We start from the raw sequence: 23340 nt of genomic DNA, 5'->3' as shown, positions 1-23340 counted from the left end.
CAACCGGCACTGCCTATGACCAGTGGGAGAGTCACGGTGTACTTCGCCGCACTGCTCGCGCGCACCGAAGACGGGTGGGAAGCGAGCGACACGGAGCTCGACGATGTGGAGACCCTGTCGGATCTGGCCGACCTGGCCCGTGAAGCCACGGCCGATGCCGACGACGACACGGTCCTCGTCTTCATCGAACAGGAGGACGCCTGGTTCGGCGTCGTCCGCGTGGACGGGGAGGAGGACCCCCGTATCTACGTGTCGGACGCCGCGGCGGCCGCCCGCAGCTCGTACGGGGAGATCCTGCTCACCGACGAGATGCTCGGCCGCGACCCGGACGACGAGGGGGCGGACGACCTCGACGCCCTCGACCTCGACGGCACGGAGGACGGCGAACCGGAGGCGTCCGACGCCGACGGGGAGGCCGCCGACGGCGCCGGTGCGTCGGGGGTGCCGTCCGGACCGCTCGGCGACACGGAGATCCTCGCGGACCTCGGTGTGCCCGAGAAGGACCTGCTCGGTCTCGAGAGCGGTGACGCGCTCAACGAGATCGCCGACATCCTCGGGGCGGCGGAGGTGCTGGAGACCGTCCGCTAGGTTCCCCGTGTGACCGACCCGAACCATCCGACCGACCGCACCACCGACCGCACCACCGACCACGGCGCCGACCGCGCCACCGGCACGGCCGCCGATCTCCGTCCCGGCGACGGCGGGCCCGGCCCCGATCCCGTGCGCGACCGCTGGCGGGCGCCCATGCGGCGTGCCCTCGCCGAGGCCGGGCTCGCCGCCGCGGGCGGCGACGTGCCCGTCGGCGCCGTCGTGCTGTCCCCGGACGGCACGACGGTGCTCGCCGCCGGGCACAACGAACGCGAGGCGGTCGGCGACCCGACCGCCCACGCGGAGGTGCTCGCCCTGCGCCGGGCCGCCGCCGCGCTCGGCGAGTGGCGCCTGTCCGGCTGCACGCTCGTCGTGACGCTGGAGCCGTGCACGATGTGCGCGGGCGCGCTCGTGCAGTCCCGGGTCGACCGGGTCGTCTACGGCGCGCGCGACGAGAAGGCGGGGGCGGCGGGCTCGCTCTGGGACGTGGTGCGCGACAGAAGGCTCAACCACCGGCCGGAGGTCGTCCACGGCGTCCTCGCCGAGGAGTGCGCCGCACAGCTGACGGACTTCTTCCGGAACCGCTGAGCCGGGACCGCCGAACGGATTTCTGTCCACGGCCCACCTTGGGCTAGAGTTCCTCTCGGTAGCGTGTCCGAGCGGCCGAAGGAGCTCGCCTCGAAAGCGAGTGTGGGGAAACTCACCGTGGGTTCAAATCCCACCGCTACCGCTCTCGAAACGAAGGGCCCGTCCGGCTGGACGGGCCCTTCGTCGTGCCCGGGGCGTCGTGCCCGGAGCCGGGCGGACCCCCGCGCAAGGCCCCTGCGCCACGCGTAAAGCCCCGGCGCCACGAGGGCGCCGGGGCTTTCTCCCGCTGGGACGGGGGAAGCGGCATCGGGGGGACAAGCCGCTCCCCCCGACGAGGACTGGACCCTCAAGTCAGCGCCGCCGTCAGGGGGGAAGCAGACGACGCGGACCCCGCAGTGGGGCCAGTCCCTCACCCGCGGATTCCTGCCAGATCCGCTGGGCTCACCACCCATCCTGCTCCGCCCGCCACCCGTGCGGCGCAGGCAAAGGGCCTGTGCTGCCGGGCCGTTGGTCCTTAAAAGCCCCGTGAATACGGTCCGGGTTAGACTCGCCGCCGTCACAGGGGTCACACGGGGCGCGGCAAGGGGAGGCCAGATCGTGGCAGTGCAGGGAAAGAAGCTCGTGCTCTTCGCGGTGGTCGTCTTCGCGCTCTATGTGATCATCACCGACCCGGCCAAGGCCGCCGACTACGTGCAGATAGGGTTCGAGGGCATTTCGAGCGCCGCTCAGAGCATCGGCGACTTCATGACCTGGGTCGCCAACGGAGGCAAGGACTGAGCGGCCGCCGAGCCCCAGTCCTCTCCAAGGAGTGCCCGTGATCCGCCATCTGGTCCTCTTCAAGCTCAACGACGGCGTGCGGCGGGACGAGCCGCGCGTGGCCGAGGGCGTCGCCGCCTTCCGCGCCCTCGGCGGACAGATCCCGGAGCTGACGTTCTGGGAGTGCGACTGGAACATCACCGACCGCCCCATCGCGTACGACTTCGCCATCAACTCGGCGGTCGAGGACGTCGATGCGCTGAAGCGGTACCTCGAGCACCCGGCCCACCAGGCGGGCGTCGCCCTGTGGCGCGAGTTCGCCACGTGGGTGATCGCCGACTACGAGTTCTGAGCCGACGGCGCCCGGCCCCCCGCGCGCCACGGCTCCACGACGGCTCCCCGAAGGGCCCCGCACCGCCAGGGTGCGGGGCCCTTTTGCGTCATATACCCCAACTTGCCCTCAACACGTAGTTATCGGGTGCTTGCACACAGTGCACATGTCTTGTGATGCTATGACCGCTTTTGACGGATGAGTTGACCGAGGTCGACCGAGCTTGATCGGGCCAGTGCCCGACCGGATCCGACCTCGACCGTGCCTGACCGAGAAGGGGTGGCGTTGACCGTGCCGGCCAGTACTGCGCCCGAGGCTCCTCCCGCGAAGACCCCGCCCCCGAAGACCCCGCCCCCGAAGGCCGCGCCGGGCACCGGGAGCACCCGCGGCGCCGACACCCGCGCGCTCACCCAGGTGCTCTTCGGCCAGCTCAAGGAGCTGGAGCCGGGCAGCCCCGAGCACGGCCGCGTGCGCGGCGCCCTCATCGAGGCCAACCTGCCGCTCGTGCGGTACGCCGCCGCGCGCTTCCGCAGCCGCAACGAGCCGATGGAGGACGTCGTCCAGGTCGGCACCATCGGGCTCATCAACGCCATCGACCGGTTCGACCCGGAGCGCGGCGTGCAGTTCCCGACCTTCGCGATGCCGACCGTGGTCGGCGAGATCAAGCGGTACTTCCGCGACAACGTCCGCACGGTCCACGTGCCCCGGCGGCTGCACGAGCTGTGGGTGCAGGTGACCGGCGCGACCGAGGACCTCACCACCGCCTTCGGGCGCTCCCCGACGACCGGGGAGATCGCCGAGCGGCTGCGCATCACCGAGGACGAGGTCCTCGCCTGCATCGAGGCCGGACGCTCGTACCACGCAACGTCGTTGGAGGCGGCCCAGGAGGGCGACGGGCTGCCCGGCCTGCTCGACCGGCTCGGCTACGAGGACCCCGCGCTCGACGGCGTCGAGCACCGCGATCTCGTACGCCACCTCCTGGTCCAACTGCCCGAGCGCGAGCAGCGGATCCTGCTGCTGCGCTACTACAGCAATCTGACGCAGTCCCAGATCAGCGCGGAACTGGGCGTTTCCCAGATGCACGTGTCGAGACTGCTGGCCAGGAGCTTCGCACGGCTCCGGTCCGCAAATCGGATCGAGGCGTAACCGTAACGAGTGGAGTCCCGTCGGGCCTGTTCCCGACGGGACTCTTTGTCGAAATCCCCCAGACCCCCTCTTTCCTGCACGGATGTCACTCTTGTTTGTCGACAAGTAACTACAGCGTGTTGCCGACATGTGACATTCTGCTGGAACCGCGTTTGCCGTAGCCCCACCTCCGGTATTCAGGTGGAGGCTGCGTTCCTCCGACGGGAGCGCCCGCCGCGACCGTCCGCGACCCAAAGGGGGTGGCATGTCCGCAGACCAGGGCAGCTCGAAGGTGCTCACGCTCACGCTCACGAAGAGCCCGAGCGAATCCGCGCCCGACGCGCTTCACAGCTCAACAGCCTCGGAAGCCATCGACACCCGGACCCTGTCCCGCTCCCTCTTCCTGCGGCTCGCCGCGCTCGACCAGGACAGCCCGGAGCGCGTCTATGTACGCGACACGCTCATCGAACTGAACCTCCCCCTCGTGCGGTACGCGGCGGCACGATTCCGCAGCCGCAACGAACCGATGGAGGACATCGTCCAGGTCGGCACGATCGGCCTGATCAAGGCGATCGACCGTTTCGACTGCGAACGGGGCGTGGAGTTCCCGACGTTCGCGATGCCGACGGTCGTGGGCGAGATCAAGCGCTTCTTCCGGGACACCAGTTGGTCGGTGCGGGTGCCGCGCCGCCTCCAGGAGCTGCGCCTCGCGCTCACCAAGACCAGCGACGAGCTCGCCCAGCGGCTCGACCGCTCGCCGACCGTGCCCGAACTGGCCGCGGCGCTCGGCGTCTCGGAGGAGGACGTCGTCGACGGCCTCGCCGTGGGCAACGCCTACACGGCCTCCTCGCTCGACTCCCCGACCCCCGAGGACGACGGCGGCGAGGGCTCCCTCGCGGACCGCCTGGGGTACGAGGACACGGCGCTGGAGGGCGTGGAGTACCGCGAGTCCCTCAAGCCGCTGCTCGCCAAGCTGCCGCCGCGCGAGCGCCGCATCATCATGCTGCGCTTCTTCGCCAACATGACGCAGTCGCAGATCGGCGAGGAGGTCGGCATCTCCCAGATGCACGTCTCCCGGCTGCTCACCCGGACGCTGGCGCAGCTGCGCGAGGGCCTCATCTCGGACTGATCCGCGGCGGTCGCCGTCGCCCTGCGCCGACCCGCCCGCGCGTGAACGCGCCGGTGCGTGACCGGTGTTGCTGACGGGGTTCCTAATTGACGGACCGTCAGCCACACTGGCGCGATGCGACGTGGCGTACGGAACGTGCTCGGTGCCGGTGCGGCCGTGGTGTGCCTCGGCGGCGTGCTCGCCGCGTGCGGCGGGGACAGCGGCGACGGCTATGTGGCGACCGGCGCGGCCGGCGGCCCGCCCCGGCAGGCGGTGGGCGGGGCGGTGCGGCCCACCGACGACGTGAAACTGGTGCCGCTCGACGGCGCGGGCGGGTCGGCCGGGAAGGACGGGGCGGAGGACGGCCGCGGTGGCTCCTCGGGGGCCTCGGCGGGTGCGGGTGCCGGTGCCGGCGGCAGGGGCGGCGCGGAGGGGAAGCCGTCCGCCGACAGGCCGGGGTCAGGGTCCTCGGCCTCTTCGGCGCCCTCGGGCGGCGGTGGCGCGGAGCACGGTCGTACGGAGGGCGGTTCCGGCACCCCTGCGCCGCCGGGCCGTACGCCGGGCCCGGACGCGCCGCCCGGCTCCCAGCAGCCGAGCCCCCGGCCGCCGGAGCGGCCGAGCGGGCCCGCGGTGCTCAGTGTCGGCGAACCGGAGCGGGAGGCCGCGGACAAGCGGTGGTGCGAGAACGTGACCGTCACCTTCCGCAACACCGGGGGGTCGCCGGTGCGTTCGGGGACGGTGACCTTCGAGACGCACATCATCGGTGCGCTGGGGGTCGACTGGGCGACGGTCAAGTCGACGGTGCCGTTGCCGGCGCCGATCGCCGGCGGGGAGAAGAGGGTGAGGACCTGGCCGGTGTGCGTGGAGGCGTGGCGGGTGCCGCTGGGGATGCATGTCGATACCCAACGGGTCGTGGCGGACTGGCGCTAGAACCCCCACCGCAGTTCCCCGCGCCCCTGAATCGGGGCCCTCACGCATCACCTACGGCTGCGGGCCCGTCTCGGTTGCTCGCGCAGTTCCCCGCGCCCCTGAATCGGGGGCCTCGCGCATCACCTACGGGTGCGGGCCCGTCTCGGTTGCTCGCGCAGTTCCCCGCGCCCCTGAATCGGGGGCCTCGCGCATCACCTTCGGCCGCCCGTCCGCTGGGCTTGCTCGCGCAGTTCCCCGCGCCCCTGAATCGGGGGCCTCACGCATCACCTACGGGTGCGGGCCCGCCTGGGTTGCTCGCGCAGTTCCCCGCGCCCCTGGGGGGGCTTGCGTAGCGCCTTCGGGGGGGCGGGTGTGGTCTTGCTCAGGGGCGCGGGGAACTGCGCGCTCAGCCGGGACGGACCCGCACCTGACCGCCCGAGGGGAAGACCCCAGGGGCGCGGGGAACTGCGCGAGCAACCGGGACGGACCCGCAGCTGACCGCCCGGGAGGTAGGCCCCAGGGGCGCGGCCGGGCGGGGCGGGGTGCGTGGTTGCTGTTCGGGCGTTGCCGCTACTTGAGCGCCAGCCAGGCCACACCCGCCACGACCACGATCGCGAGGACAACGCCGATGATCAGCCCGACCCGCGGGCCGGAGGACGTCGCCGCCTGCTGCTGACGGCCCTGCGGAGCCTCGTCGACGAAGGCGCGGAACATCTGCGTGTTGCCGGCCGGATCGGGGTTGCCCTGGTTGCCCTGGGGGTTGTGTGCCATGGGTCAGGACCCTAGCGAATCCACCGCTGTCCGCCCAACCCCTCCTGGCCAGGGACTTTACGAGCGAGGCCCCAGACCTTTGCCGACTCTTTAGGCCCTTGGTCCCCTTTTAGTTTGCCTGCGGCAACCAACTGCTTCTATCGTTGCCCTAAGCAACAAAAAAGAGGAGGTGCCGTGGCCGCCCAGCGTCAGTACGAGGAGCTGGCCCGACAGCTCAGCGCCATCGGTGCCGTGAAGCGTGGCCTCGGACGGGGCCTGCCGCACGACTGCCCCGCCGGATCCGCCGCCGTACTCATCCTGCTCGACCGCCACGGCGCGATGCGGATGAGCAGGCTCGCGGAGCTGCTCGCCGTCGACACGTCGGTGACCAGCCGCCACGTCGCCCATGTCGCGGAGAGGGAGTGGATCGTCCGCGATCCCGACCCCGCGGACAAGCGCTCCCGGATCCTGCGGCTCACGCCCGAGGGCAAGGCCAAGGTCGACGAGCTCTCCGAGCTCTCCATCCGGACGCTCACCCACTACTTGCACGACTGGACGGACGAAGAAGTCGTCCAGCTCAGCACGCTGCTCGCGCGCCTGCGCGACAGCTTCGGGGACTGCCGCGCCGCTGCGGCCCGCCCGGCGGCGGGGCCGCCGGTGGCACCGTCCCTCTCCCCCCACGACGTGCAGACCACGTCAGAGACCACCCGTACACCCGCGTAAGAAAAGGAATTCCATGGCAACAACCACACCAGCCGGTGTGCGGGGCAGCCACGCCAAGCACGGAGCACCTCACGACGAGAACGCTCCGATGACGCACCGGCAGATCATGGAAGCACTGTCCGGGCTGCTGCTCGGCATGTTCGTGGCGATCCTGTCGTCGACGATCGTCTCCAACGCCCTGCCCGAGATCATCGGCGACCTCGGCGGCGGCCAGTCCGCCTACACCTGGGTCGTCACCGCGTCGCTGCTCGCGATGACCGCGACGACGCCCCTGTGGGGCAAGCTCTCGGACCTCTTCAGCAAGAAGGCCCTGGTCCAGATAGCCCTGATCATCTACGTCGGCGGTTCGGTCGTCGCCGGCCTCTCGCAGAGCGCCGGGATGCTGATCGCCTGCCGTGTCGTGCAGGGCATCGGCGTGGGCGGTCTCTCCGCCCTCGCGCAGATCGTCATGGCCGCGATGATCTCCCCGCGCGAGCGCGGCCGTTACTCCGGCTACCTCGGCGCGACCTTCGCCGTCGCCACCGTCGGCGGCCCGCTGCTCGGCGGTGTCATCACCGACACCTCGTGGCTGGGCTGGCGCTGGTGCTTCTACGTCGGCGTGCCGTTCGCGGTCATCGCGCTGATCGTGCTGCAGAAGACCCTGAAGCTCCCCGTCGTCAAGCGTGACGTCAAGGTCGACTGGGCCGGCGCCTTCTTCATCAGCGCCGCCGTCTGCCTGCTGCTCGTCTGGGTCACCTTCGCCGGCGACAAGTACGACTGGATGTCCTGGCAGACGGCCGCCATGGTCGGCGGCTCCATCGCCCTCGGACTGATCTTCGTGCTCGTCGAGTCGAAGGCCACCGAGCCGATCATCCCGCTGCGGCTCTTCCGCAACCGCACCATCACCCTCGCCTCGCTCGCGTCGCTCTTCGTGGGTGTCGCGATGTTCGCGGGCACGGTGTTCTTCAGCCAGTACTTCCAGCTGGCCCGGGGCAAGTCCCCGACGATGTCCGGCGTCATGACGATCCCGATGATCGGTGGTCTGTTCATCTCGTCGACCGTCTCCGGACAGGTCATCACCAAGACCGGCAAGTGGAAGGCCTGGCTGGTCAGCGGCGGCGTCCTGGTGACGGCGGGCCTCGGCCTGCTCGGCACCATCCGGTACGACACCGAGTACTGGCACATCGCGATCTTCATGGCCCTGATGGGTCTCGGCATCGGCATGATGATGCAGAACCTGGTCCTGTGCACGCAGAACCAGGTCGCCCCCGAGGACCTCGGCTCCGCCAGCTCCACCGTCACCTTCTTCCGCTCCCTGGGCGGCGCGATGGGCGTCTCGGCGCTCGGCGCGATCATGGCCACGCGGATCACCGACTACGTCAAGGACGGCCTCGCCGACCTCGGCCCGAAGGCCGCGGGCTTCGGCCACGGCGGCACCGGCGGCGGTGGCATCCCGGACCTGGACAAGATCCCGGAGCCGTTCCGCACGGTGATGGAGAGCGCGTACGGACACGGCATCGCCGACGTCTTCCTGATCGCCGCGCCGATGGCGCTGATCGCCTTCCTGATCACGCTGTTCATCAAGGAGGTGCCGCTGCGCACCTCGGGCGGCCTCGCCCAGGCCGCGGAGGCCTCGGGCACCCCCGACGCCGCGCCGGCCCCGGCCGCCGCCACGGCCCCGGCGCAGGCCGGTCCGTCCGTCGAGGAGCCCGTGTTCGCATCCGTCGCCTCGCACACCGAGGCCGGGCCCGAGGGCACGCAGCCGCTGGCCGCGGTGGCCTCCACCACCCGGTCCGGCACCGGCGACCTCCCGCCGGTCACCGGCGGCATCCCGGTCCGCGGCTTCGTCCGCGGCGCCGAGAGCGCGCCCGTCCCGCGGGCCGCCGTCACGCTGATCTCCCTCGGAGGACGGCAGCTGGGCCGCGCGGTCGCGCAGGGCGACGGCTCCTACGCCGTCGACGCACCCGGCGCGGGTTCGTACGTGCTCATCGCCTCCGCGGACGGCTTCCAGCCGCAGGCCTCGACCGTCGTCGTCGGCGAAGACACCCTCGCGTACGACATCCTGCTCAGCGGCACCAGCGGTCTGAGCGGTCTGGTCAGGGACGCGGACAGCAAGCTCGCCGTCAGCGGCGCGATGGTCATCGTGACCGACGTGCGCGGTGACGTCCTGGCCACCGGGATCTCCGGCGAGCAGGGCGAGTTCACCTTCGCCGAGCTGGTCCCCGGCACCGTCACCGTCGCGGTGAACGCCGCGGGCCACCGCCCGCTGGCGCTGCCCGTCGAGGTCGGCGGCACCGGGGTCACCCGGGTCGAGGTCGAGCTCAACTCCGGCGCGCAGGTGCTCGGCACCGTGCGGGCGAGCGGCGGGCCGCTGAACGACGCGCGGGTCACGCTCGTCGACGCGGCGGGCAACGTCGTCGCCACCGCGACCACCGGGACGGACGGGGCGTACGCCTTCACCGACCTGGACAGCGGGGAGTACACGGTCATCGCGACCGGCTACCCGCCGGTGGCCACGGGCCTCTCGGTGGCCGGCAGCGGCATCGACGGCCACGACATCGAGCTCGCCCACCCGGGCGAGTGACCGGTCCCGGCCCGCGGTCGCGCCCCGAGCGGTGGCGCACCGCGGGCCGGTGAGGAAAGGCCCCCGGGCCGGCGGTGACGTTCACGGCAGGGGACGGCCGGTCACCGCCGCCGGGGGTCGTCCGTTTGACGCGGCCCGAACCTGATGAGCATGAACACGGGGCTTCCGCTCGGGAAGCCCGGCAAGGAGTAAACGGGATGGGACTCAACGCTCGGATCCGCACGCGTGACGGGTGGGCCGTGCCGCACGCCGTCGTCACGGTGACCGACATGACCGGGACGCAGGTGCTGCGGGCCGCCGCGGACGAGGAGGGCGTCGTACGGGACGGCACGGCGCTGGCCGCCGGGCCCTACACCGTCATCGTCACCGCCGTCGGCTACGCGCCGGTCGCCTCCACGGCGCTGGTCACCGCGAGCGGACGGGCCGAGGTCGGCAATGTCGTCCTCGCCCGGCAGGGCGGCACGGAGCTGCCCCCGCCCGGGCCGTGGACGGTCGACCCGGCGCACTCGACCGTCGGCGCGGTCGCCCAGCACCTCGGGATCACCAGCGTGCACGGGCGGTTCACGGACTTCGGCGGGCGCATCGAGATCGCCGAGGACGTCGAGAAGTCCCGTGTGGAGGCGGTCATCCGGTCGGCGTCGATCGACACGGGCAACGGCATGCGCGACGGGCACCTGAAGTCGGGCGACTTCCTGGACGTCGAGCGGTTCCCGGAGATCACGTACCGGTCGACCGGGCTGTCGCCCGCGGGCGCGGACCGGTGGACGGTCCACGGCGAGCTGGGCATGCACGGGGTCGTGCGGCCGGTGGACCTGGACCTGAGCTACCTCGGGACCGGGGCCGACCCCTGGGGCGGCACGCGGGCCGCCTTCCGCGCCACGGCCGAGCTGCGCCGGGACGACTTCGCGATGAACTACAACCAGGTGGTGCAGGCGGGGATCTCGGCGATCGGCACGACGCTGAGGGTCGAGCTCGACATTCAGGCCGTGCAGGGGGAGTCGCTGCCGCAGACCGGCTGAGGCGGCTGACTAGGGTGCCGTGCATGGCACCCGACATCGCTACCAACACATCAGTGACGCTGGCCGAGTTGCTCGACTTCGTACGGCCCAGGCACCGGGCCGTCCTGCTGACCACGCGGTCGGACGGGACCCCGCAGGGTTCGCCCCTGACCTGCGGGGTCGACGACTCCGGCCGCATCGTCGTCTCCACGTACCCGGAGCGCGCCAAGACCCGCAACGCCAAGCGGAATCCGCGGGTCAGCGTGATCGTCCTGAGCGACGAGTGGAACGGGCCGTGGGTCCAGGTCGACGGCTCCGCGGAGGTCCTCGACGCCCCCGAGTCGGTGGAGCCCCTGGTCGAGTACTTCCGCAATATCTCCGGGGAGCACCCGGACTGGGACGAGTACCGGGCGGCGATGCTGACCCGGAACAAGTCGATCATCCGGATCACGCCGGAGCGGTGGGGCCCGGTGGCCACGGGGGGCTTCCCGCCGCGCTGACCTGAGGGGGCGGGACCGCCGGCCTCCCCCGGGCGTCCTCGGGGGCAGGCCCCCTACGGGGCCTCGGGGGAGGTCCGCAGGAGGGACTCGATGCCCGCGATCATCAGGTCGAGGGCGATGGTGAAGTCCCGCTCCCACATCTGCTCGACCGTGTCGCCGTCCCGCGCGGACATCAGCTCGTCCGCCCGCTCCAGGAGCCCGTGCGACGCCAGTTCGGAGCGGACCGTGCCCGCCGCCTCGCGGTAGTACTCGTCCTGCGACATCCCCGCCTCCGCGCACCGCGAGATGAAGTGGCTCTCTATCGTCCCGAAGCCGTAGACGAACTGGAAGACCGCCGAGATCGCGCCGTTGCGGGTGTGCGCGGGCAGGCCCGTGCCCTGCACCGTGTTCTGGACGGCCAGGGCGAACGCCATCCAGTTCGGGCCGATGTTGAGGTACCTGCCGACCAGCGGCGACACCCAGGGGTGGCGGATCAGCATCGCGCGGTACTCGTCGGCGAGCGCGCGCAGTTGCTCCCGCCAGGCCCCCGGCTCCTTCTCCGTGTCGGGCAGCCGCATCTCCCCGCACACCGAGTCCAGCGCCAGTTCCAGGAGGTCGTCCTTGGTGTCCACGTACCAGTAGACGGACATCGCCGTGACGTTCAGCTCGGCGGCGAGCCGGCGCATGGAGAACGTGTCGAGGCCGTCCGCGTCCAGGAGCCGGACCGTGGCGCCGGTGATGCGGTCCCGGTCGAGACCGCTCGGCTGGTCGCCCTTGCGAGCGCCGCCGCGGGACGTCCTGTCCCGCAGCCAGACGCTCGTGCGCGCCGGATGCTTCGGGCGGCCGGCTGCCTTCGCCATGGCGCACCTTCCTCGTTGGTCCTCGGGCCCGGAGAGGTGGTCCCCCGGGTGTGCGGCGTGGGGAGGGCGGGCGGTGCACACCGGTGGTCCGCCCTCCCCCCGATGCTATGCCGCCGTCCCACCCACGGAGTCTGCCCGCTCCGCCCTGCGCAGCAACGCGGCCGCCAGGACACCGCCGAGGAACACCGCCGCCGCCCCCACCAGCTGGCTCGTCTCCAGCCCCGAGGAGAAGGCGTCGGCGATCCGTTCGCGCTCGCCCGTCGACTTCGCCGCCGCCATCGCCGCGGGGAAGGAGGCGGCGGAGACCGCCACGAGCGAGGCGAAGCGGGAGTTGAGGACCGCGCCGAGCACGGCGACGCCCAGGCCGTTGCCGAACTCCGCGAGCGTGCCGTTGACGCCCGCGCCCACGCCCGCCTTCTCCGGCGGGATGGCGCTCATGATGGCGTTGGCCATGGCCGGCATGGCGAGCGCGATGCCCGCGCCCATCACGACCAGGCCGAGGAGCAGGCCGTCGTAGTCGTGGCCGCCGAGCAGCGCGATGGCCGCGAGGCCCGCCGCCAGCATGCTCATGCCGGTCACGATCGTGACGGGCGTGCCCATCCTGGCGTGCAGCCTGGCCCCGACCCCCGCGAGGTTCAGCGCCACGATGGTCACCGCGAGCGGCGCCGTGCGCAGTCCCGCCTCCAGCGGCTCGTACCCGAGCACGAACTGCAGGTGCTGGGTGAGCAGGAAGAGCGAGCCGCTCAGGCCGAAGGCCACCAGGATGGCGCCCGCCACGGCGCCGACGAAGCGCTGGTCGCGGAAGAAGTGCATGTCCAGCATCGGGTACGGGACGCGCAGCTCCCAGAGCGCGAACGCGCCGAGGACCAGGACGCCGACCGCCGCGGAGACCAGGACCCGCGCCGACGTCCAGCCGTGCCCGGGGCCGGAGATGATCGCGTAGACCACCGCGGCCATGCCGATCGTGGAGAGCAGAGCGCCGAGCAGGTCGGGGCGGTCGCCCCGGGGGTTCTTGGACTCGGGTACGAGTCTGAGGACCGCGATCAGGCCGATCAGCGCCACGGGGATGTTGATCAGGAAGATCGAGCCCCACCAGAAGTGGTCCAGCATGAAGCCGCCGAGCAGCGGACCGGCCGCGAACCCGAGGGAGTTGATGGTGGCCCACAGCCCGATCGCCTTCACGCGCTCGGCGTCGTCGAAGATCTGCACGACGACCGCGAGCGTGGTGGTCATCAGGAGCGCGCCGCCGATGCCCATGCCCGCGCGGGCGGCGATGAGCTGCCCCGAGCTCTGCGCGAGCCCGGCGGCCAGCGAGCCGATACCGAACAGGGCGAGGCCCGCCGCGAGGAGCTTCTTGCGGCCGTAGCGGTCGGCGGCGCTGCCCGCGGTGAGCAGCAGGCCCGACTGGACCAGCGAGTACGCGTTGATCATCCACTGGATGTCGGACGTCGACGCGTCCAGCTCCCGGGTGAGGGAGGGGATCGCGACGCTCAGGACGGTGTTGTCCAGCAGCACGGTGAGCTGGGCCAGGCAGATGACGCCGAGGATCAGCCAGCGCTGGGGGTGCCTCTGCGAGGCGGCGGGGGTCTCGGCGGTCGTCGCCGTCATGCAGCCCTCCCTCTTCCTTGTACGGGGCGTACGGAGCGTACGGAGTGGTTATACGGTGTACGGGACTGTGCGGTGTACACCGTAGAACAACCCTCGTACGCCGTCCAAGGAGTTTTCCGGGAGGGCCGCCGGCCGCTACGCCTTCGGCCGGGTCAGGTCGTAGAACGTCGCGTCGCCGACCGTCACCTTCTCGAAGGACGACGTGACCCAGGACGTGAGGGCCGACGCGGTGCCGCCGCCTCCGGGGCCGCCCGCGCGGGCGCCCTCGCCGCCGGTGCCGCCGGTGCCGCTCCCGATGAAGTAGTGCACCCTGCCGTCCGCCACGTACCGCTTGAACTGCGCGAGCGTCGGCGAGGGGTCACTGCCGTTGAAGCCGCCGATCGCCATCACCGGTTCACCGGTGGCCAGTTGGTGGCTCGCCGCGTTCTGCGCGCCGATGGCCGCCGCGGCCCAGGTGTACGACCCGGCGTCCGCCTCCAGGAGCTGCTTCGCCCGCTCGGAGACCTCCGCGCCGTTCAGCAGGCCGCCCATGCCCCCGCCCGCTCCGCCCCGCAGGCCGCCCTCCCGGGAGAAGCCGCCGCCCTGGGGGCCGCCCTGCGGGACCCGTGCGTTCGCCCCCTGACCGCCCTGCCCACCCGGTCGGCCACCGGGCGGCTGCTGCCCCGTGCCACCGCCCGGCCCGGTCTGCCGGTCGCCCTGGCCCGGCGGGCGCATCCCGCCGGGGCCACCGCCCCCGGGACCACCACCGCCGGGGCCGCCACCGCCGGGGCCGCCCATCCGTCCCGCCGACGCCGGGCCCGCCGTCACGATCGACCCCGTGTGCGCGCCGTCCACCGTCGACAGGGTGTACGCGGCCGGCCCCGCCACCCCGGCGGCGAGGCTCAACCCCAGCGCCGCCAGGGCCAGTCGGCGGTCCGCCCGCCCGGCGAACAGCAGCCCCACCGCCCCGGCGAGACCCACGGCGAGCACCGCCCAGCGCAGCCACGGCAGGTAGTCCGGCGTGCGGCCCAGCAGGACGTACGACCAGACCGCGGTGACCGCCACCGCCGCGGCGAGCGCGACGCACGCCCACCGCGAGGCCCGTTCCTCCCACAGGACGGTGGCGCCCATGCCGACGAGCGCGGCGATGCACGGGGCCAGGGCCACCGTGTAGTACTGGTGGAAGATCCCCGCCATGAAGCTGAAGACCGCCCCGGTCATCAGGAGCGAACCGCCCCACGCCACGAACGCCGCCCGCGCGGTGTCCGTACGGCGCGCGGTGCGGGTCAGCACGAGCCCCGCGGCCAGGAGGAGCAGCGCGGCCGGCAGCAGCCACGCGATCTGTCCGCCCACCTCGGGGCCGAACATCCGCCCGATGCCGGTGTCCCCCCACTGGCCGCCGCCACCGCCGCGGGGGCCGCCGCCCACGCTGCCGGTCTCCTCGCCGTCGATGCGGCCCAGGCCGTTGTAGCCGAAGGTCAGCTCCAGGAAGGAGTTGTGCTGCGAGCCGCCGATGTACGGGCGGGAGGAGGCGGGCCACAGTTCGACGACCGCCACCCACCAACCGCCCGCCACCAGCAGCGCGCCCGCCGACGCGGCGAGCTGGCCGAGGCGCCTGCGCAACGGGACCGGCGCGCACACCGCGTAGAGGACCGCGAGCGGCGGCAGGATCAGGAAGGCCTGCAGCGTCTTGGCGAGGAAGGCGAAGCCGACCGCGACGCCCGCCCCCACGAGCCATCGGGTGTGCCCGTGCTCCAGGGCGCGCAGCACGCAGTAGACCGTGACGGTCATCAGGAGGGCGAGCAGCGCGTCCGGGTTGTTGAAGCGGAACATCAGCGCGGCGACCGGGGTGAGCGCGAGGACCGCGCCCGCGATCAGGCCCGCGGCCGCGCTGAACCGCCGCCGCACGGCCGCGTACAGCACGCCGACCGTGGCGACGCCCATCAGGACCTGCGGGACGAGCAGCGCCCAGGAGTTCAGGCCGAAGAGCCGCACGGAGAGCGCCATCGGCCAGAGCGAGGCGGGCGGCTTGTCCACGGTGATCGCGTTGCCCGCGTCGAGCGAGCCGAAGAACAGCGCCCGCCAGCTCTGGCTGCCCGCCTGGACGGCGGCGGAGTAGAAGGAGTTGGCGTAGCCGGACGCGGCGAGGTTCCACAGGTAGAGGGCCGCGGTGGCGAGCAGCAGGCCGAGGAACGCGGGGCGCGCCCAGCGGGGATCGTCCGGCCGCCCGCGCCGGAGCCCGGCGGTCGGGGACCCCGCCGTCCGCGGCGGCACGGCGGTGGGTGAGGAGGTCGTCATCGTGCGGTCCTCGGGTCGTGGGCGTGCGGGGTGGTCGCGTCGTGGGCCGTGATGTCGTACGGCGGCGGTGCCGGGTCCTGCGCGGTGGCGGCCGTGGCTCCGGCGCGGTCCGGGAACACCCAGGCCCGCAGGAGCAGGAACCGCAGCACCGTCGCCGCGAGGTTCGCCGCGATCAGCACCGCGAGCTCGGTGGAGTGCGCCGGATCGCCCGAGGCCGCGCCGAGCGCCGCGAGGGAGCCGCCGGTGAGGGCGAGGCCGATGCCGAGGACGACGAGGCCCTGCGCCTGGTGGCGGACCGCGCGGTCCCGGCCGCGCACGCCGAAGGTGAGCCTCCGGTTCGCCGCGGTGTTGGCCACCGCCGACACCAGGAGGGCCAGCGCGTTGGCCGCCTGCGACCCCGTGACCGTACGGAAGGCGCTGTAGAGCAGCAGGTAGCAGAGGGTGGAGAGGGCGCCGACCGCGCAGAAGCCGACGAGCTGTCGGGTCAGGCCGCCGGGCACGCCGGTCAGCCGCCGGTCGCGGGGGTCGTCGCCGAAGGGGCGGGCGAGCCGGTCGAGCGGCAGCGCGCCGACCGCGAGCGCGCGGCCCACCCGCCACACGCCCTTGAGGTCGTCGGCGGCCGTCCGCACCAGGTGGACCGTGGAGTCCGGGTCGTCCACCCAGTCGACCGGCACCTCGTGGATGCGCAGCCCGGCCCGCTCGGCGAGCACCAGCAGCTCGGTGTCGAAGAACCACCCCGAGTCCTCCACCAGCGGCAGCAGCACCCGCGCCACGTCGCCGCGGATCGCCTTGAACCCGCACTGGGCGTCGGAGAAGCGGGCGTGCAGCGAGCCGCGCAGGATGAGGTTGTAGGTACGGGAGACGAACTCGCGCTTGGGGCCGCGCACCACCCGCGAGCTGCGCGCCAGGCGCGAGCCGATCGCCAGGTCGGAGTGACCGGAGATCAGCGGGGCGACCAGCGGCAGCAGGGCGTTGAGGTCGGTGGACAGGTCGACGTCCATGTACGCGAGGACGGGCGCGTCGGAGGCGGACCAGACGGCGCGCAGCGCCCGGCCGCGGCCCTTCCGGTCGAGCCGCACGTGGCGCACCTCCCGTACGGAGGCGGCGAGTCCGGCGGCGACCTGCGGGGTGCGGTCGGTGGAGGCGTTGTCCGCGACCGTGATGCGGAAGGGGTAGGGGAAGGTGCGGGCCAGGTGGTCGTGCAGCCGCAGGACGCACGGCCCGAGGTCCTTCTCCTCGTCGTAGACCGGAATCACGACGTCCAGGACGGGCGCGTCACGCCAGGCGGCGGGGAGGTGGTCCCGCGACGGCAGGGCGCCCGGGACAGGGTCGGTTCGCATGGGACCGACGGTCGCCAAGTGGGCTGTCAGGGCTGTGTGGTGAGCCTGTGGCGGGGCTGTGAGGCGGGGTCGGGTCGGGGGGTGGGGTGCGGTCGTGGGGCGGGGTCGGGCCGTGGGGTGGGGTCCGGCCGTGGGGCGGGGTCCGGGCCTGAGGCGGGGTCCGGGCCTGAGGCGGGGGTGGTGTGGTCTGGGGGCGGGGTGAGGTCGGCGTGGTCCGGGGGCGGGGTGAGGTCGGCGTGGTCCGGGGGCGGGGTGAGGTCGGTGTGGTGCGGGGGCCGGGTGGGGCCGCCGCCCGCCGTCGGGAGCGTCACCGCGAATACCGTGCGGCCCGGCCCGCTCTCGACCGTCACCGTGCCGCCGTGCGCGGTCACGATGGCGCGGACCAGGGCGAGGCCGAGACCCGTGGAGCCGGCCCGGCGGGAGCGGGACGCGTCGCCGCGCGCGAAGCGCTCGAAGACGGTGGGCAGCAGGCCGGGCGCGATGCCCGGACCGTCGTCCCGCACCTGGAGGCACACCCGGGGACCGTCCGCGCGCACCCGGGCGGTGACCGTGGTGCCCGGCGGGGTGTGGGCGCGGGCGTTGGCGAGGAGGTTGCCGACGACCTGGTGCAGGCGCGCCGTGTCGGCGCACACCGTCGCCGGCTCGTCGGGGAGGTCGAGGCGCCAGTGGTGGCCGGGCCCCGCCGCCCGCGCGTCGGCGACCGCGTCCACGACGAGCGGCGCGAGATCACTGCTCCGGTACGAGAGCGGTTGTTCCGCGTCGAGGCGGGCGAGCAGCAGCAGATCCTCGACGAGCCCGGTCATCCGCTCGGCCTCGGACTCGATCCGGCCCAGCGCGTGCCGGGTGTCGGGCCCGGTGGACTCGTGCCCGCGGCGGGTCAGTTCGGCGTAGCCGCGGATCGAGGCGAGCGGGGTGCGCAGCTCGTGGCTGGCGTCCGCGACGAACTGACGCACCCGCGTCTCACTGCGCTGACGCGCGTCGAGGGCCGCGTGGACGTGGTCGAGCATCCGGTTGAGCGCGGCGCCCACTTGGCCGACCTCGGTACGCGGATCGGCGTCCGGGGCCCGCTCGCGCAGCGTCACCTCGCCGCTGTGCAGGGGAAGTTCGGCGACGCGCGTCGCGGTCGCGGCGATCCGGCGCAGCGGGCGCAGCGCGACGCCGACCAGTGCGGCGCCGGCGAGCGAGGCGGCGACGAGGCCCGCGCCGGTCACGCAGATCTCGACGACGATCAAGGTGCTGAGGGTGTTGCGGACCTTCTCGGTCGGCACGCCCACGACGAAGTCGCCGTTGACGCCGCCGCTCGCGTACGTCACCCGGTACCCGCCGAGCCCGGGGACGTCCACGTCGTGCGGGCGCCCGTCCTCGGGCACCCCGGCGAGCGCGGCCCGCTGATCGGCGTCCAGGCGGGCCGCCTCCGGCAGCGAACTGCCGCTCGCGCCGTCCGCCTCGGTGCTGACCAGGGCGCGGCCGAGGGACCCGGCGCGCACCTCGGCGCCGATGGTGCCGATCTCCTGGGGCCCGCGCGTGACGAACTCCAGCGGGTCGTCCTGCGTCCCGGGCCCCCCGTGTCCGGGCGGCCGGGCGCCGTCCGGCACGGCGGCCGGTCCGGTCGCCCGCCCGGCGACCCCGTCGAGGGCGCCGTCCAGCTGCTCGTACAGATGCGACCTGAGGGCGATCGTGGTGACGGTCCCGATGACCGCGCACACGACGGCGATCAGCGCGACGGCGGACAGGACCAGGCGGGTGCGCAGGGTGCGGGGCCCGTTCCGCCGGGCGCCGGGTCGTCTCACGTGGGCACGGGCACGGCGGACTTGATCAGGTACCCGGCCCCGCGCCGCGTGTGGATCATCGGCTCACGGCCGACGTCGATCTTCCTGCGGAGGTAGGAGATGTACAGCTCGACGACGTTGGCCTGGCCGCCGAAGTCGTAGTTCCACACCCGGTCCAGGATCTGCGCCTTGCTGAGCACGCGCCGCGGATTGCGCATGAGGTAGCGCAGCAGCTCGAACTCGGTGGCGGTCAGGTGGATGGAGTCCCCGCCCCTGGTCACCTCGTGGCTGTCCTCGTCGAGGGTCAGGTCGCCCACCACCAGGGTCGACTCGCTGCGCTTGTCGGCGGCGCCGGCGCGGCGGATCAGACCGCGCAGCCGCGCCACCACCTCCTCCAGGCTGAACGGCTTGGTGACGTAGTCGTCGCCGCCCGCCGTGAGCCCGGCGATCCGGTCCTCCACCGCGTCCTTCGCCGTCAGGAACAGCACGGGCACGTCCGGCATCTCGCGGCGCAGCCTGCCGAGCAGCGAGAGCCCGTCCATGTCGGGCAGCATCATGTCGAGCACCACGGCGTCGGGCCGGAACGCGCGGGCGGCCCGTACCGCGCCCGCGCCGTCGCCCGCGCTGCGGATCTGCCAGCCCTCGTACCGCAGGGCCATGGACAACAGGTCGGTGAGCGACACCTCGTCGTCCACGACGAGCACGCGGACGGGGCTCCCGTCCGGCCTGAGCAGTTCGGTACGCGCCTGGGGCGAGGTCGTGGTCATGTCCCACACCCTGCGCCGCGCCTCTGAGAGCACTCTTGCGCGTTCCTGTGAAAATCCTGAGAAACCCGCTCCGCCCCCCTCGGCCCGGCCCGGCCCCGCTCAGCCGACCCGGAAGAGCCGCGCCCCGTTCCCGTGCACGACGCCCCGCAGCCACGCGTCCCCCAGGCCGAGGCGTTCCAGGGACTCCAGCTGGTGGAGGTAGGCGTAGGGGATGTTGGGGAAGTCGCTGCCCAGCAGCACGCGGTCGCCCAGGTCGGCGAGGCGGGCCGCTTCCTGCCGCGGGAAGGGCATCAGGCGCTCGCTGAAGTCGGTGAACGCCATCGTCGTGTCGAGCCGCACCTGCGCGTACCGCTCGGCGAGCGTGAGGAACTCGGCGTACTCGGGCATGCCCATGTGGGCCACCACGAGCGGCAGCCGCGGGTGCCGGGCGAGCAGCCGGGCGATCGGCTCCGGGCCGGTGTGCCTGCCGGGCTCCGGGCCCGAGCCGCAGTGCACGACCACCGGCACGCCGGCCTCGGCGAGCAGCCCCCACACCGGATCGAGCAGCGGGTCGTTGGGGTCGTAACCGCCCACCTGCACATGGGACTTGAAGACCCGCGCGCCCGCCTCGACGGCCTCGCGCACATAGTGGTCCACGCCCGGTTCCGGGAAGAACGTCGAGGTGTGCAGGCAGCCCGGCGTGCGCCGCGCGAAGTCGGCGGCCCAGCCGTTCAGCCACCGGGCCATGCCCGCCTTGTGCGGGTAGAGCATCGAGGTGAAGGCCCGCACCCCGAACGCGCCGAGCAGCGCGACCCGCCGCTCCTCCTCGTGCCGGTAGGTGATCGGCCACCGCACCGTGCCGGACGCGTCGAAGGCGTCGAAGTACGCCCAGACCTTGCGCAGCACGCGCTCGGGCATGAAGTGCGTGTGGACGTCGACCAGTCCGGGGACCCCGAGCCGCGTCCAGAAGCGGCGGACGGCCGCCGCCTCCCGCGCCTCGCCGCTCGCGTCGTCGGCCGCACTGTAGGCGCCCGAGCCGTCGGCGCCCGAGCCGTCGGCGCCCGAGCCGTCGGCGCCCGAGCCGTCGGCGCCCGTGCCGTCGGCGTCAGGGCCGTGGGTGTCAGTGTCGTGGGCGTCCATGCTGTGGGCGCCCAGGCCGTCGGCATCCATGCCGTGGGGGCCCGTGCCGTCGGCATCCATGCCGTCGGTGTCAGTGCCGTTCAAAACCGTGGCTCCTCTCCACCTTGGCGACGTGCAGGACGTACGTCTCGTACCAGTCCGCGCGCCCGCGCCGCTGGGCCGCGCGGTGCTCGACGTTGCTCCGCCAGGCCGCGACGGCCTCCTCGTCGCGGAAGTACGAGACGGTGATGCCGAGTCCGCCCGGCGTGCCGGCCGAGTCCGTGCCGAGGAACCCCGGCACGTCCGCGACCAGTTCGTCCATGCGGGCGGCGGTCGCCGCGTAGTCGTGGTCCCCCGCGGTGCGCACGGAGCTGAAGACGACCGCGTAGTACGGCGGTTCGAAGGGTCCGACAGGACCTCTGACGTGATCACTCATGCCGTCACACTCGGCCCGGGACACCGTCCGGGTCCACCCCTTTCCGCGGTCCCTTGCCCTCCGGTCACCCGGACTTGACCGTGCGGTCAGCAACGGGCCGCCCGGACGGCCACCCACGGGACAACCCGTCTGAACGCCCCCTCTGGACCCCCCTTCCGCCCCTCCCCTCAGAACAGCCCTTCCTGTTCGGCGCCGCCGCCCCCGCCCCCGCTCTCCACGGCCCGCACCGGCACGCTCACGCCCGCCCCCGCGTCGGCCGCCACCAGCTCCCAGCCCACCAGCACGCGCGTGTCGACCACCAGCGCCTCCCCCGGGGCGACCCGCAGGTGCAGGTCGGGCCCGGCCGCCGCGACCAGTCGCCCCGCGACCGTCCCCCCGTCGACCAGCTCCCGCACCACGGCGTCCGCCGCACCCGGCCCGCGCGCCGCACCGGAACCGTCCGCCGCACCCGGCCCGCCCGGCGCGGCGAGGCCGAACGCCTCCGTGTGGTCGACGGCCTCGAAGGCCACCCGCTCCAGCGCCTCGGCCCACCCGTCGAGCCCCGCGGCGAGGCCGTACAGGTCGGACAACTCCCGTTCCCGCGCGGCCCACCCGGGCAGCGCGCCCCGCACCCCGCGCTTGCGGGCGTAGGGCACCCGGTCCGGCACGCCGAGCGCGGCCCGCAGCAGCTCCTCCGTACGGCGGGCCGCCATCAACGGCCCCCGGCCCAGCCAGCAGAACGCCACCGCGCCCTGCTCCAGGAGCCGCACCGCGCCGCGCTCCTCCGCCGTGATCCCGACCTTGAGCAGCCCGGGGCCGAACCACGCCAGATACACCCGGTAGGTCCGCGGGTCGTCGGGCACGCCGTCCGCGGCCACCGAGAGCGCCCGGTCGAGGCGGGCGCACTCCGGGCACCGCGCCTGCGTCGCCCGGCCCGGCACGACCGTCCGCAGCGGGCACGGATTGCCCCGCGCGCCCACGCACCGCCGCTCCCCGACAGCCCGGAAACCGATGTCCCTGCCGTACCCGAGCGCGCTGCGCCTGCCGCCTTCCCACCGCAGCACGGGCCGGCCCTCCGGCCACCCCAGCCCGGCACAACGCCACTCCACCCGCGACTCCCTCGGTCCGCCCCGACCCTCCGGTCCCCCGGCCGACCGCCGGGGCGTCGACGCATACGACAGTCGACGCATACGACAGAGACCCCGACGATTGCTCGTCGGGGCCTCTGTCCTGCTGTGCACTCGGCAGGATTCGAACCTGCAACCTTCTGATCCGTAGTCAGATGCTCTATCCGTTAAGCTACGAGTGCTTGTTTTTTCTTTTGTTTCCGTCTCCGCTTCCCGGCCCTTCGGCCCGCTCGCGGCGACAGGAAGAACATTACATGACTGCCGCCGCCATGTGAAATCCGATAGCCGGACCCCTTGTGAGCTGCGAAAACGAGCGAAGCCCCGGTCCTGGTGGACCGGGGCTCCGGATCTTGCTGCGGAGGCGGAGGGATTTGAACCCTCGATGGGATTTAAGTCCCAAACCGCATTAGCAGTGCGGCGCCATAGACCGGACTAGGCGACGCCTCCAGCTTGCACACCTGCGCGAGCGCGGGGTGCGTTGCAGATGATGACACAGCCAGGTGGCGTGTCACCAATCGCGGCCTCCACGGTACTAGTCACGCGGCCCGCAGGGCAAAGCGATTCGCGGCACCGCAACGTCGCGCGGCGCACGGCGTTAGAGCGGTAGAGCCACCCGTCCCTGTACCGCCCTTCACCGTGGAGCCAGAAATGCTGCGTCGTCTCGCCCTCACCGCCGTCGCCTCCGCCGCCGCGCTGTCCGCGCTGCCCGTCACCGCCCACGCCGACTCGACCCTCCCGGCCCCCATCGACCGGCTCACCGTGACGGTCGCCCACTCCGGCGGCTCCGGCGACGGGACGTACGTCCTGGAGTGCCACCCGACGGGCGGCACCCACCCGGACGCGGCTGCCGCGTGCGCGCGCCTGGAGGAGGTCACGGTCTACGGGACCGACCCGTTCGCGCCCGTGCCCTCCGACGCGATGTGCACGATGCAGTACGGCGGACCCGCCACCGCGCACGTCACGGGAACCTGGCAGGGGCGGCCCGTGGACGCGACCTACGACCGCAGCAACGGCTGCGAGATCTCGCGGTGGAACGGACTCGCGCCGGTGCTTCCCGCGACCTCCGCGTGACCAGGCCGTACGGAAAACTCACAGCTTCTGCGTGCGACCTCCCTCTCATCCGGCGTCGCGCGCGCAACCACTCCCCGTAGACTCCCTCCC

General features: G+C 73.0%; 22 protein-coding genes and 3 tRNA genes. 13 read left to right on the top strand and 12 right to left on the bottom strand.

The window, feature by feature from the left end:
- Window positions 1-36 precede the first annotated feature (36 nt).
- The 8 genes from ACFYXE_RS18230 (at window position 37) to ACFYXE_RS18195 (ending at window position 5426) form a co-directional block, all read left to right on the top strand.
- Window positions 37-588 (top strand): hypothetical protein, encoded by a 552-nt coding sequence (locus tag ACFYXE_RS18230; protein WP_389313471.1) that lies wholly within the window; start codon window positions 37-39, stop codon window positions 586-588.
- A 156-nt stretch (window positions 589-744) separates the two neighbouring features.
- Window positions 745-1176: a tRNA adenosine(34) deaminase TadA gene (gene tadA, locus ACFYXE_RS18225; RefSeq protein ID WP_361173861.1), complete on the top strand. Its 432-nt coding sequence runs from the start codon at window positions 745-747 to the stop codon at window positions 1174-1176.
- A gap of 57 nt (window positions 1177-1233) precedes the next feature.
- Window positions 1234-1318: transfer RNA gene (locus tag ACFYXE_RS18220), tRNA-Ser, on the top strand.
- A 455-nt stretch (window positions 1319-1773) separates the two neighbouring features.
- A complete protein-coding gene (locus ACFYXE_RS18215; RefSeq protein WP_361173811.1) occupies window positions 1774-1953 on the top strand; it encodes a hypothetical protein in 180 nt (59 codons plus the stop codon).
- A gap of 37 nt (window positions 1954-1990) precedes the next feature.
- Entirely contained in the window at window positions 1991-2284 is a 294-nt protein-coding gene (locus ACFYXE_RS18210; RefSeq protein WP_361173808.1) for a Dabb family protein, read from the top strand.
- Window positions 2285-2554: 270 nt separating this feature from the next.
- Window positions 2555-3409, top strand: a complete 855-nt coding sequence (locus ACFYXE_RS18205; protein WP_389313468.1) for an RNA polymerase sigma factor SigF — start codon at window positions 2555-2557, stop codon at window positions 3407-3409.
- 244 nt (window positions 3410-3653) lie between these two features.
- A complete protein-coding gene (locus ACFYXE_RS18200; protein WP_361173802.1) occupies window positions 3654-4517 on the top strand; it encodes an RNA polymerase sigma factor SigF in 864 nt (287 codons plus the stop codon).
- A 114-nt stretch (window positions 4518-4631) separates the two neighbouring features.
- On the top strand, window positions 4632-5426 hold the full coding sequence (locus ACFYXE_RS18195; protein ID WP_389313465.1) for a hypothetical protein: 795 nt from the start codon (window positions 4632-4634) through the stop codon (window positions 5424-5426).
- 549 nt (window positions 5427-5975) lie between these two features.
- Here the strand turns inward: ACFYXE_RS18195 and ACFYXE_RS18190 are convergent.
- Complete coding sequence (locus tag ACFYXE_RS18190; protein WP_361173796.1) at window positions 5976-6176, bottom strand: hypothetical protein; 201 nt, start codon at window positions 6174-6176, stop codon at window positions 5976-5978.
- Between the two features lie 174 nt (window positions 6177-6350).
- Between ACFYXE_RS18190 and ACFYXE_RS18185 the strand changes: the two genes are divergently transcribed.
- The 4 genes from ACFYXE_RS18185 (at window position 6351) to ACFYXE_RS18170 (ending at window position 10939) form a co-directional block, all read left to right on the top strand.
- Window positions 6351-6878, top strand: a complete 528-nt coding sequence (locus tag ACFYXE_RS18185; RefSeq protein WP_361173793.1) for a MarR family transcriptional regulator — start codon at window positions 6351-6353, stop codon at window positions 6876-6878.
- 13 nt (window positions 6879-6891) lie between these two features.
- Window positions 6892-9441 (top strand): MFS transporter, encoded by a 2550-nt coding sequence (locus tag ACFYXE_RS18180; protein WP_389313462.1) that lies wholly within the window; start codon window positions 6892-6894, stop codon window positions 9439-9441.
- A gap of 197 nt (window positions 9442-9638) precedes the next feature.
- Complete coding sequence (locus ACFYXE_RS18175; RefSeq protein ID WP_361173787.1) at window positions 9639-10460, top strand: YceI family protein; 822 nt, start codon at window positions 9639-9641, stop codon at window positions 10458-10460.
- A 23-nt stretch (window positions 10461-10483) separates the two neighbouring features.
- Window positions 10484-10939: a PPOX class F420-dependent oxidoreductase gene (locus tag ACFYXE_RS18170; protein ID WP_389313459.1), complete on the top strand. Its 456-nt coding sequence runs from the start codon at window positions 10484-10486 to the stop codon at window positions 10937-10939.
- Window positions 10940-10992: 53 nt separating this feature from the next.
- Here ACFYXE_RS18170 and ACFYXE_RS18165 read toward each other — a convergent pair whose 3' ends face one another.
- The 11 genes from ACFYXE_RS18165 to ACFYXE_RS18115 form a co-directional block, all read right to left on the bottom strand.
- A complete protein-coding gene (locus ACFYXE_RS18165; protein WP_389313457.1) occupies window positions 10993-11778 on the bottom strand; it encodes a TetR/AcrR family transcriptional regulator in 786 nt (261 codons plus the stop codon).
- 105 nt (window positions 11779-11883) lie between these two features.
- On the bottom strand, window positions 11884-13386 hold the full coding sequence (locus tag ACFYXE_RS18160; protein ID WP_389313455.1) for an MFS transporter: 1503 nt from the start codon (window positions 13384-13386) through the stop codon (window positions 11884-11886).
- Window positions 13387-13521: 135 nt separating this feature from the next.
- Window positions 13522-15663, bottom strand: a complete 2142-nt coding sequence (locus ACFYXE_RS18155; protein ID WP_389313452.1) for an ArnT family glycosyltransferase — start codon at window positions 15661-15663, stop codon at window positions 13522-13524.
- Complete coding sequence (locus ACFYXE_RS18150) at window positions 15660-17003, bottom strand: glycosyltransferase (RefSeq protein WP_389313450.1); 1344 nt, start codon at window positions 17001-17003, stop codon at window positions 15660-15662. The genes ACFYXE_RS18155 and ACFYXE_RS18150 overlap by 4 nt, the downstream gene beginning before the upstream one ends.
- Window positions 17004-17029: 26 nt before the next feature.
- The gene (locus tag ACFYXE_RS18145) at window positions 17030-18793 is read right to left on the bottom strand and encodes a sensor histidine kinase (protein WP_389313448.1); all 1764 of its coding nucleotides are present in this window, start codon (window positions 18791-18793) and stop codon (window positions 17030-17032) included.
- Entirely contained in the window at window positions 18790-19539 is a 750-nt protein-coding gene (locus tag ACFYXE_RS18140) for a response regulator transcription factor (RefSeq protein ID WP_389313446.1), read from the bottom strand. Before ACFYXE_RS18140 ends, ACFYXE_RS18145 begins: the two co-directional genes overlap by 4 nt.
- Window positions 19540-19638: 99 nt before the next feature.
- Window positions 19639-20742 carry an amidohydrolase family protein gene (locus tag ACFYXE_RS18135; protein WP_389313444.1) on the bottom strand — a complete coding sequence of 368 codons (1104 nt, stop codon included), beginning with the start codon at window positions 20740-20742 and terminating at the stop codon, window positions 19639-19641.
- Window positions 20729-21073: an antibiotic biosynthesis monooxygenase family protein gene (locus ACFYXE_RS18130; RefSeq protein WP_389313442.1), complete on the bottom strand. Its 345-nt coding sequence runs from the start codon at window positions 21071-21073 to the stop codon at window positions 20729-20731. Before ACFYXE_RS18130 ends, ACFYXE_RS18135 begins: the two co-directional genes overlap by 14 nt.
- Window positions 21074-21240: 167 nt before the next feature.
- Complete coding sequence (locus tag ACFYXE_RS18125; protein ID WP_389313440.1) at window positions 21241-22116, bottom strand: DUF2797 domain-containing protein; 876 nt, start codon at window positions 22114-22116, stop codon at window positions 21241-21243.
- Between the two features lie 172 nt (window positions 22117-22288).
- A tRNA-Arg gene (locus ACFYXE_RS18120) sits at window positions 22289-22361 on the bottom strand.
- Window positions 22362-22535: 174 nt separating this feature from the next.
- A tRNA-Ser gene (locus tag ACFYXE_RS18115) sits at window positions 22536-22626 on the bottom strand.
- A 201-nt stretch (window positions 22627-22827) separates the two neighbouring features.
- Here ACFYXE_RS18115 and ACFYXE_RS18110 point away from each other — a divergent pair.
- Entirely contained in the window at window positions 22828-23250 is a 423-nt protein-coding gene (locus tag ACFYXE_RS18110; protein ID WP_389313438.1) for an SSI family serine proteinase inhibitor, read from the top strand.
- Window positions 23251-23340: the final 90 nt, after the last annotated feature.

It is taken from the genome of Streptomyces sp. NPDC002564 (genome assembly GCF_042889645.1).
GTDB lineage: Bacteria > Actinomycetota > Actinomycetes > Streptomycetales > Streptomycetaceae > Streptomyces.
This window is presented reverse-complemented; position numbering and strand designations above follow the sequence as displayed.